Origin of the sequence: Flavobacterium covae, assembly GCF_001534645.1 — a bacterium.
Lineage (GTDB): Bacteria > Bacteroidota > Bacteroidia > Flavobacteriales > Flavobacteriaceae > Flavobacterium > Flavobacterium covae.
This window is the reverse complement of sequence record NZ_CP013992.1, coordinates 1,001,603-1,012,999: the sequence shown is the minus strand read 5'-3', so window position 1 is coordinate 1,012,999 and position 11,397 is coordinate 1,001,603. Positions and strand designations below refer to the sequence as shown.

At 32.9% G+C, this 11,397-nt stretch carries 7 protein-coding genes; 4 read left to right on the top strand and 3 right to left on the bottom strand.

Annotated elements, in window-relative coordinates; translation table 11 throughout:
• Positions 1–29 precede the first annotated feature (29 nt).
• Together guaA and AWN65_RS04435 are read right to left on the bottom strand one after the other, a co-directional pair.
• Positions 30–1,559, bottom strand: coding sequence for a glutamine-hydrolyzing GMP synthase (gene guaA, locus AWN65_RS04440; protein ID WP_060382059.1), 1,530 nt, complete (start codon positions 1,557–1,559; stop codon positions 30–32).
• Between the two features lie 314 nt (positions 1,560–1,873).
• Positions 1,874–2,596 (bottom strand): DUF4197 domain-containing protein, encoded by a 723-nt coding sequence (locus tag AWN65_RS04435; protein ID WP_060382058.1) that lies wholly within the window; start codon positions 2,594–2,596, stop codon positions 1,874–1,876.
• 125 nt (positions 2,597–2,721) lie between these two features.
• Here AWN65_RS04435 and AWN65_RS04430 point away from each other — a divergent pair, with 125 nt between their 5' ends.
• The 4 genes from AWN65_RS04430 to AWN65_RS15160 all read left to right on the top strand — a co-directional run bounded on the left by AWN65_RS04430 (position 2,722) and on the right by AWN65_RS15160 (position 9,921).
• Complete coding sequence (locus AWN65_RS04430; protein WP_060382057.1) at positions 2,722–6,153, top strand: methylmalonyl-CoA mutase family protein; 3,432 nt, start codon at positions 2,722–2,724, stop codon at positions 6,151–6,153.
• Between the two features lie 398 nt (positions 6,154–6,551).
• Positions 6,552–7,610 carry a phosphoribosyltransferase-like protein gene (locus tag AWN65_RS04425; RefSeq protein WP_060382056.1) on the top strand — a complete coding sequence of 353 codons (1,059 nt, stop codon included), beginning with the start codon at positions 6,552–6,554 and terminating at the stop codon, positions 7,608–7,610.
• A gap of 33 nt (positions 7,611–7,643) precedes the next feature.
• Positions 7,644–8,264, top strand: a complete 621-nt coding sequence (locus AWN65_RS04420) for an NADAR family protein (protein ID WP_060382055.1) — start codon at positions 7,644–7,646, stop codon at positions 8,262–8,264.
• Between the two features lie 295 nt (positions 8,265–8,559).
• Entirely contained in the window at positions 8,560–9,921 is a 1,362-nt protein-coding gene (locus tag AWN65_RS15160; protein ID WP_063744209.1) for a hypothetical protein, read from the top strand.
• A 270-nt stretch (positions 9,922–10,191) separates the two neighbouring features.
• Here the strand turns inward: AWN65_RS15160 and AWN65_RS04410 are convergent, their stop codons facing one another.
• A complete protein-coding gene (locus AWN65_RS04410; protein ID WP_060382054.1) occupies positions 10,192–11,271 on the bottom strand; it encodes a reverse transcriptase family protein in 1,080 nt (359 codons plus the stop codon).
• Positions 11,272–11,397: the final 126 nt, after the last annotated feature.

Sequence of the window (11,397 nt, the reverse complement as noted above, 5' to 3'; positions counted from 1 at the left end):
ATTTTTATTTAAATATCAACTGCAAAGAATTACTCCCATTCTATAGTTGCAGGTGGTTTAGAACTAATATCATAAACTACTCTATTAACACCTTTTACTTTGTTTATAATTTCGTTAGACACTTTCATTAGGAAATCATAAGGTAAATGAACCCAATCAGCTGTCATACCATCTGTAGATTCTACTGCTCGAAGTGCCACTACTTTTTCGTAAGTACGTTCATCTCCCATAACACCTACACTATTTACAGGTAATAAAATAGCACCTGCTTGCCATACTTTATCATATAAACCATGCTCTTTTAACCCTTTTATAAAGATAGAATCTACTTCCTGTAGAATTCTTACCTTTTCTGGTGTAATATCACCTAAAATACGAATAGATAATCCTGGCCCAGGAAAAGGATGACGTCCTAAAAGTTCTTCATCTATACCTAAACTTCTACCTACTCTACGCACTTCATCTTTAAATAGCATACGCAAAGGCTCTACTACTTTCAATTTCATAAAATCAGGTAATCCTCCTACGTTATGATGTGATTTTATAGTTGCCGAAGGACCTTTTACAGATACAGATTCTATAACATCTGGATAAATTGTGCCTTGTGCTAACCATTTTACATCTTCTATCTTATGCGCTTCATCATCAAATACTTCAATAAATACGCGACCTATAATTTTTCGTTTTGTTTCAGGATCTTCAACACCCGCTAACTCAGATAAAAAACGTTCTGAAGCATCAACTCCTTTTACGTTTAATCCCATTCCTTTATATTGATTTAATACATTTTGAAACTCATCTTTGCGTAATAAACCATTGTTGACAAAAATACAATACAAATTTTCTCCTATAGCTTGGTTTAACAAAACAGCTGCTACAGTAGAATCTACACCTCCTGATAACCCTAATACTACCTTATCATTATTGATTTTAGCTTTCATTTCAACTACTATATCTTCAACAAATGAATTAGGTGTAAAATTTTGAGGAACTTGCGCTATTTTTACTAAAAAATTTTCAAGCATTTGCTTCCCATCTTCACTATGGTAAACTTCTGGGTGAAATTGAATAGCATAAGTAGTTTCTCCTTCAATACGATAAGCTGCATTTTCAACATCTTTAGTAGAGGCTAAACGAACCCCATTTGTTGGTAACTGTTTGATCGTATCACTATGACTCATCCATACCTGACTATTGATATTTACTTCTTCAAAAAAAGTCTCATCATCTTTTATAAATGACAAATTGGCTCTACCATACTCTCTAATATTAGAAGGAGCTACTTCACCTCCATTAAAATGAGCTAAATATTGCGCTCCATAACAAACCGCTAATAATGGCATTTTACCTCTAATTTGAGATAAATCGGGATGAGGCGCATCTTCAGCACGAACTGAAAAAGGACTTCCTGATAAAATAACAGCTTTATAGCTGCTTAAATCTGATGGAACATGATTAAAAGGAAAAATTTCGCAGAAAATATTTAACTCGCGAACGCGGCGTGCAATAAGCTGTGTGTATTGCGACCCGAAATCTAAAATAAGTACATTGTGTTGCATGTACAAAATTAAAAAAAATCTTAAAAAATGAAAATTTTAATTATAAGAAGATTTTTAATGTTTCCTAAAACAAATTCTATACCTAATAAATGAATTTCTAAAAATCATTTATTCAAAAGTGGGTGTTTTAAAAGTAGTAACTTAATTTTTGGTTTTCTACTTTTTAAAAGTAAAAGAAATCACATTATCAATACTCCATTTTTCCATCTGTAAAATTCATTTTAGTCTTCTTTTTGACTAAAACAAACCCAATTAAAATCTTTTAAAACACCCTCTTTCCCTCCTTTTTATAAATTAAAAAAATATATTTAAACTTATTTTTTATCTTGTAAAGCAAAAACCTTTTTCAATAAATCACTCGTACGAGAATCAAAATTAGTTCGAATATCCTTCTCCTCTACTGCTATCATTTTAAAAACACCATCAAGCGCTTTATTCGTTACATAATCCGTTATATCAGGATTAACTTTAGAAACAAAAGGAATCATATTATATCTATCTATAATTGTTTTCCATACAGCATCCGCTCCTACCTTTCCAATTGATTTTTGTACAACTGGGTTAAATTTTAGATAAAGAGGCTTACGAGTTCCCGTCTGTAAAAACTCAGTAGCAGCATCTTCTTGGCCCAATAAAATATTTTTAGCATCCGTTATCGTAATATTTTTAATAGCATTCACAAAAATGGGTGTAGATTCCTTCACTGCATCTTCGGCTGCTCTATTCAATGCTTTTATTCCATCGTCAGCCAAATTTCCCATCCCCATCTTCCGTAACATACTATCTACTTTTTGAAGTTCGTCAGGAAGTACAATTTTAACTAATTCATTACCATAAAAACCATCCATTGCAGTAAGCTTAGAAACTTGATTGGTAACCCCTTTGTTTAACGCTTCTTTTAAACCTCCTGAAATATCTAAAACATTTTTTTTAGTAGTATTAGTCATTACGGATTCCGTTGTTTTTTTTATAAAGTCTTTTAATTGAGCTTGACTCATACTAGGAATCAAAAAAGCTAGGATAAATATTTTTTTCATTTTTCTAATTATGTTTTTCAAAAATACACAAATTATGTGCCTAATTTTTTTTTATTTGCTTTCCTTTTTTTCATCTCTTTTTTACCCTAAAATCAGTAAATTGCACCCGATAACTAAAAATCAAAATGGAACAAGTACAACCTTATCAACCTAAAAATAAAGTTAGAATTGTAACCGCAGCCTCTTTATTTGACGGACACGATGCAGCCATCAATATTATGCGTCGCATTATCCAAGCTACAGGAGTCGAAGTAATTCACTTAGGACACGATCGTAGTGTAGAAGAAGTAGTAAATACAGCTATTCAAGAAGATGCCAATGCAATCGCGATGACTTCGTATCAAGGTGGTCATAACGAATACTTTAAATATATGTATGATTTGCTAAAAGAAAAAGGAGCAGGTCATATCAAAATTTTTGGTGGCGGTGGAGGAGTAATCCTTCCTTCTGAAATTGAAGAATTACACGCTTACGGAATCACAAAAATTTATTCTCCAGATGATGGTCGTGCCTTGGGATTACAAGGAATGATTAACGAATTGGTTCAACTAGCAGAACCAGCCCCCCCCGCCCCCGAAGGGGGAGCCAATGAGATAAACAATCAATTGGCTGAAAAAGATGTAAATACCATATCGAGACTTATAACATTAGCAGAAAACGAACCCGATACTTTTCATAAAGTATTTCAGGCACCCCCTTCGGGGGCGGGGGGGGCTTTTCCCGTTCTTGGTATCACTGGAACTGGAGGAGCGGGTAAATCTTCGTTAGTAGATGAATTAGTACGTCGTTTTTTAATCGATTTTCCTGAAAAAACCATCGGATTAATATCTGTCGATCCTTCAAAACGTAAAACAGGTGGTGCTTTACTAGGAGACCGTATTCGTATGAATGCGATCAATAACCCACGTGTGTATATGCGTTCATTAGCGACACGTCAATCGAATTTGGCTTTGTCTAAATATGTTGCTGAAGCCATTCAAGTGCTTAAAGCAGCAAAATACGATTTGATTATTCTTGAAACTTCAGGAATTGGTCAGTCGGATACGGAGATTTTAGACCACTCTGATGTTTCGTTGTATGTAATGACACCTGAGTTTGGTGCGGCTACGCAATTGGAGAAAATCGATATGTTAGATTTCGCCGATTTAGTAGCTTTAAATAAATTTGACAAACGTGGTGCCCTTGATGCGATTCGCGATGTGAAAAAGCAATACCAACGCAATCACAATTTATGGGATGTAGATCCTGATAAAATGCCTGTTTTTGGTACAATCGCTTCACAATTTAATGATCCAGGGATGAATACCTTGTATAAGTCGATTATGGATAAAATCGTGGAGAAAACGGGAGCCGACCTAAAATCGACTTTTGAAATTACTCGTGAAATGAGCGAGAAAATCTTCGTGATTCCGCCACATAGAACACGTTATTTATCTGAAATTGCCGAAAATAATCGTAAATATGACGAAACGGCTTTATCGCAAGTTGAAGTAGCACAAAAGTTATACGGTATTTTCAAAACTATCGAATCGGTGAATGGGAATCTGCCACAAATCGATAAAGCTGGAATCATTGAATCTTCATTGAAAATAAATGAAAGTAACAAAGATTTCTTAGGCTTATTAATCAAAGAATTCGACCGCGTGAAAATGAATTTAGACCCGTACAACTGGGAAATTATTCAAACGTGGGACGAAAAAGTAAACAAGTATAAAAACCCTATTTACGCTTTTAAAGTGCGTGATAAGGTTATTGAAATAAAAACACATAGCGAGTCACTTTCTCATACTCAAATTCCAAAAGTAGCCCTTCCTAAATACCAAGCGTGGGGCGATATCTTAAAATGGAATTTACAAGAAAATGTACCTGGGGAATTCCCATTCGCATCGGGATTATATCCATTTAAGCGTGAGGGCGAAGATCCTACGCGTATGTTCGCGGGCGAGGGAGGTCCAGAAAGAACCAACCGCCGTTTCCATTATGTATCCTTAGGAATGCCAGCTAAACGTTTATCCACCGCGTTTGACTCGGTTACCTTATACGGAAACGATCCAGACCACCGACCTGATATTTACGGTAAAATTGGTAATGCAGGGGTGTCTATTTGTTGTTTAGACGATGCTAAAAAATTATACTCAGGTTTCGATTTAAGCCATCCTGCCACTTCGGTGTCGATGACGATAAACGGACCAGCGCCTATGTTGTTAGGTTTCTTTATGAATGCTGCCATTGACCAAAACTGTGAAAAATACATCAAAGAAAATGGTCTTGAAGCCGAAGTAGAGAAAAAAATCAAAGAGGTTTATGATGCGAAAGGTTTAGAACGTCCTCGCTATAATGGCGAATTACCAGAAGGTAACGACGGATTAGGGTTGATGCTTTTAGGACTAACAGGCGACCAAGTGTTACCTGCCGATGTGTATCAAGACATCAAAGTAAAAACTTTAGCGCAAGTGCGTGGTACGGTTCAAGCCGATATTTTAAAAGAAGACCAAGCTCAAAATACCTGTATATTCTCGACTGAGTTTGCCTTACGTTTAATGGGTGACGTACAAGAATATTTCATCACACAAAACGTTCGTAATTTCTACTCGGTTTCTATTTCAGGGTATCATATTGCCGAGGCTGGTGCCAATCCTATTACACAGTTGGCATTTACCTTAGCCAACGGATTTACATATGTAGAATATTACCTAAGCCGAGGAATGAACATCAACGACTTTGGTCCTAACTTATCGTTCTTCTTCTCTAATGGTATTGACCCAGAATATGCGGTAATAGGACGTGTAGCTCGTAAAATTTGGGCAAAAGCCTTAAAGAATAAATACGGTGCTAATGAAAGAGCGCAAATGTTGAAGTACCATATCCAAACATCTGGACGTTCGTTACACGCACAAGAAATCGATTTTAACGATATCCGTACGACTTTACAAGCCTTGTATGCGATTTACGATAACTGTAACTCGTTGCATACTAATGCGTATGACGAAGCGATTACCACACCAACAGAAGAATCCGTTCGTCGTGCCATGGCGATCCAGTTGATTATTAATAAAGAATTAGGCTTAGCGAAAAACGAAAACCCTATCCAAGGTTCGTTTATCATTGAAGAGTTAACCGATTTAGTAGAAGAAGCCGTATTAGCCGAGTTCGACCGTATCACCGAAAGAGGTGGGGTACTAGGGGCAATGGAAACGATGTACCAACGTTCGAAAATTCAAGAAGAATCGCTGTATTATGAAACCTTGAAACATACGGGTGAATTCCCAATTATTGGGGTAAATACCTTCTTAAGTTCTAAAGGTTCACCAACGGTAGTACCAGCGGAAGTAATTCGTGCGACGGAAGAAGAAAAACAATTCCAAATCAAAACCCTAGAAAACCTACACAATGCCAAAGCTAAAGAAGTAGAAGGACAAATCACGATCATTCAAGAAGCCGCAATCCAAAACCACAACATCTTTGAAAAACTAATGGATGCCGCTAAGGTGTGTTCGTTAGGACAAATTACTAGCGCGTTGTTTGAAGTGGGTGGGCAATACCGACGTAATATGTAAAAAGTTAAACGAGTTGTAAAATTTAATAGTAAATAAATTATTTTTTAATACAGTTTTAAAAAAGCAAAATGATAAATAAAAAATCCTAAATATCCAGTATTTATAGTATTATTGAATGAAATAATGGAGCATCTAGAAATATGGGTAAACCAATTGAAAAAGAAATAAATAAAATTGTTGAAGAACAATCATCAGTCTGAGCAACATAATTCAAACTTTTATGCTTTTAGGATTATTAATAATGAATAAATTTTATTTCAATTTTTAAGTTTAAGTTAATGATTTTATGAAAAAAAATCTTTCAGAAATTATATTGTAAGGTTTAAAAGTATAAAAAAAAATCGATTTCTATTAGGAGAGTCTTTTTTAAAAACTGTGAAAAATTAAGGATAAAAACTTTGGAAGAAATAGCAAGAGAAATAGCATTAATTACAAAAGATTATCATTCAGATTATGAGAACGGTTTTGTGATGTCTGAAAATCACATAATGGAATGGGTAAACCAATTCGAAATTATGGATAGGGAGTTTGTTTTGAGTGAATTATTACATATTCTAAATCAAGGAACTTATATATCAAGAGCTAAAGCAATGGAGATACTTTGGGAGTTTATCAATAAAGCTACAACGTTTTTTGGTTATCAAAATTGTGAAATATTTTTAAGGGAAACTCATTTCATAAATTCACAAGCAGAGCATAAAAGTCAATCTGTTTTGTTGCTATTGCTTAATGAGGTCTTAATTGAAAATATTGGACAATCGCTTGAGATATGTAGTACTTTAGGAATCAAGAATTATATTTACCTAGATGATGTTTTAGCAAGTGGCGGAACTTTTAAATTTGCAATAAAAAATATTATTCAAGAAAATAACATATTAAATGCCTTGATTAATAAAGATTTAAGGGTTTTGTCTTTCTTTTTTTGTACACATTCTTGGGGTGTTGATAATGCTAGATATTCACTTAAAAAGTTGTTTGATGATGAAAACTATTTTTTAGACGTTTCTAAATTTCCGATAGGTGGTTATTACAAAATAGAAAATAATTTACGAGGGTTTAATCCCAAATTGAATTTAGTTTATCCAGAAAAATCAAAAAATGAGTACGATGTTTATTTGGTAAGTTTAGAAAATGCTACACTTCAATCAGATAAAGCATATAGAAAAGCAACCCAACCTAGTCAAGAAGTTTTTTTCTCTTCAAGGGAAAATAGAAACAGATTAGAGAAAATATTTTTAGACAAAGGAATTGAAATAATCAAAAAAATTCAAGACGAAACAACAAAACATAAACACAGACCATTAGGAAAGACATATCCAAGTTATAAAACTTTTGGCACTGGAACATTGTTTTTTACTTGGCGTAATATTAGTAATACTTGTCCAATAGTCTTTTGGTGGGATAATCCAGCACATAATTGGAGAGGTCTTTTTCCATTACATAATAGAGGGAATTAAAATAATTATTATATTTACTTTAAGTAATAAACTATGAATAGCAGGACTTATAAATCTAAAGAGGCAATTGTTTTTAGAAAAACAACAGAACCATTTGGAGGTTTATCCAATATGGCTTCAGGCTATTCGCTATATATTAATGAAGTTATAGTGCCTTCTTCAGAGCATTTATATCAAGCAATGCGTTATCCAACAAATCCTGAAATTCAATATGAGATTATTAGTCAAGATAATGCAATGAAAGCTAAAATGATTAGTAACAAATATAAAGCGCAATATTCTCGACCAGATTGGGAAAGAATTCAAGTTAAAGTTATGCGTTGGGTATTAGAAATCAAATTAGCTCAAAATTGGGCTAAGTTTAGCAATTTGCTTGAAGAAACACAAAATAAATCTATAGTTGAATTTACAACGGATGATAAAATTTGGGGAGCAAAATCAATAAATAAAGAAGAGTTGCAAGGAGTAAATGCTTTAGGGAGATTATTGATGGAATTACGTGAGAAATATATATATGATAAAAAACGTGTATTTTGTGTTTATCCACCAGATATTTCAGCTTTTTTACTTTATAATCAGCACATAGATTTAATATGTGATGATCTTATTGTTGATTTTCATAATGAAAATTTTTTAGAAGATAGCTTGGTGTAAACTATTTAATCTCTAGCACTTTTAGATTTTCTCAACGTAGCATTTATCGCGAAAATACTTTCAGTACTCATTCCTATTGTTTTTCAACACAAATATAAAAGTATAATTTGAAGAATTTTAGTAACAAAGAAGCCATCTCAAAATTTAGTATTGAGATGACTTCTTTTTATGATTTTCTCGGCACATTCATAATTACCCAAACACTTGCATATCAACAAAATAAGTGTTATTTTAGAAGAAACAAACCCCGAAATTGCTCAAAAAGAGTCAAAAACGGGGTTTTTCTTTAAATGCTATGCCAAAAATAATACGTTTAAGCGAATTTCAATACCAAATTCCATTTTTTACTATCAATAAAGATTTTGATGGTTTTTACGCCCAATTTTTAAAAACAGATTTGGGTAAAATTTATCTTTCGATGCCTTTTTCAGAGCTTGCTCAAGCCTTCAAACTGAAAGATTCTCAAAAAGGGACTCATTGTTATTTTAGTCCTAAAGGCAAAATTGCTCTGATGATGCTTAAAAACTACTACGGTTGTTCGGATAAAAAGTTGATTGAACTTCTCAATGGAAATATCTTTATGCAATTTTTTTGTGATATTCTGATTCCGATTGATAAACCTTTGAAAAACTTTAAAATCGTGAGTCAAATCAGAATGGAGCTATCCAAGACTTTAACCATTGGCAAAGCTCAAGAAGTACTAGCTAAGAACTGGATTCCTTATATGGGAGATTTAGATAAAATGCTTACGGATGCTACTTGTTACGAGAGTGAAGTGCGCTTTCCTACGAACCAGAAATTGCTTTGGGAGTGTGTACAGTGGAATTATAAGCAAATGGAAGCTTTGTGTCATTTGTTTAAAATAAAACTACCAAGAACTAAATATTTAGATTGGTGTAAGCGATACAATCAATATTCAAAAAAGAGAAAAAAACAATCAAAACATCGCACAAAAGTTACCCGAGGTTTACTTAAATTATTATACAAACTCAATGGCGAACTTAGCCGTATTGAAGCACAAAATCCGTTTGAAGCCACTACAAAATATAGCAAACAGCGCCTGATTATCAAACAAGTATACAAACAACAAATTCAGATATTTAAAACTGGTAAAAGTGTTCCAGACAGGATTGTAAGTATTAGCAAAAGTTATATCCGCCCAATTGTTCGCGGGAAAGAAGTAAAGCAAGTTGAATTTGGAGCCAAAGTAAACAAAATTCAAATCGATGGCATTAACTTCATCGAACACATTCAATATCGAGCTTTCAACGAAGGAACTCGTCTGCAAAGCAGTGTTTTTTGCGCTCAGAATTTAACTAAAACAAAAGTAAAAATACTTGGAGCCGATGCCATTTATGCTACCAATAAAAATCGAACCTTCACGTCTACCAATACTATCCAAACCGATTTTGTACGTAAAGGAAAAGCTGGAAAAAATGAAGAACAACGCAAAATTTTAGCGCAACACATCAAGAAAGAACGAGCTACTCGACTAGAAGGAAGTTTTGGCAAGGAGAAGGAACATTACCATCTCAAGAAAATCAAAGCCAAAACCCAAAAAAGTGAGATCCTTTGGATTTTCTTTGGCATTCACACAGCCAATGCATTAGAAATAGGGAGACGGATTTATCTACAACAGCAAACTTTAGTAGCATAAAAAAAATGTAAGACCAGCATCATAGGGGAACGTGCGTCGTGTTGCGACCCAAAAACCTATTTTTAAACATTTGAATCCTTTAAAAAACAAAAATGACCCAAATTTGTAAATCAAAATGGGTCATTGTTTTATTTTTTTACAAAAGTGAGGTTACTTCTGAATGTGCCTTTCTCACTTTGTGGGTGCAGTATCACGAAAAGCCTAAAATTGCGAAAGTTGAGTGGGTTCTGATCAGCATAGATGATTTTTGCTCTTCGAGACTAAGAAACCTTAGCTTTTGCTGTAGTACTTCTTTTTTTCTTCAATTAGAATTTCTTTATATCTTTTCAATTCGTGATCATTTGGATTTAATGATAGTCCATACTGAATTTTTCCCAAAAGATGAAAAACGAAATAATCTCTTTTTTCGTTGGTTCTATTAAGATGGTCTTCTAATCCAAACTTTGATATATAATACATTACATTTCTAATTTTATTTCTATCTTCTTTTGTTAATTGAACCTTTTTATTAATAATAACTCCTGATACAATTTGAGGAACATTTTGTTTCATAAAATTAATTTTATCAATATTTAATTTTAAGCCAATTTTATTTAATTCTGACTGAACAAAGCTTATTAATTCATCTTCTTGTATAATATCTCCAGAAAAAGTCATATCATCTGCATAACGAGTATATTTGAGTTTATTTTCATTACAATACTTTGCAACTAAATCATCAAAATTTGATAGAATAAGATTTGATAAATAAGGACTGGTAGGTGCTCCTTGAGGTAAAAATCTTTTAGATAAGTCTGTTTTTTCACCTTTAGGTGCTTTAGGTACGTAACTGCATAGAGTTGCTAAAAAATAAGAAACATCTCTTGCATATCCTAAATTCATAAAATAAGTATATATAAACTCATATTTTATTGATGGAAAAAAATCTTTAATATCTAAGGTTAAAACTTGTTTTTCGTTTGAATGATATTTAAGATACTCCCTAAATTTTTTTTTAGGGATATAACTTTTACAATATTTACTTACTTTTTGTTTGTATAGTATTTCTTTAAGAATAAAATACTGAATTTCTTTTAAGCTAGGTAGTGGTTCAGATATTTCACGGTATTTACCATTTTTTTTTTGAATTTTGAATTTTCGATAGAAAAAATCAGTAGAAATAATGGCTCTGCTTAAGTAAGAATGCTTATATCCAACTAGTCCAGCTAAATGATAGGAATTATAAATTACAGGTAAATTCTTAGATGCTAAAACTTCACTATATTTTAAACATTTAATTATAGTTTCCTCAGAAAAACCACTATTTAGAGCCTTTTCTCTAAAATGTCTTTTATATAACTCTAAATCCATATTATTATTTAAATTTCCTTTATGTTTGGGAGTATTTAATTACTCCCAAACGGAAAAATGAGCTTTAAATAAGCAAATATCTTTGATTTTGCTTATTTACAAGCTCATTGAGCTTGAAATTTAGTT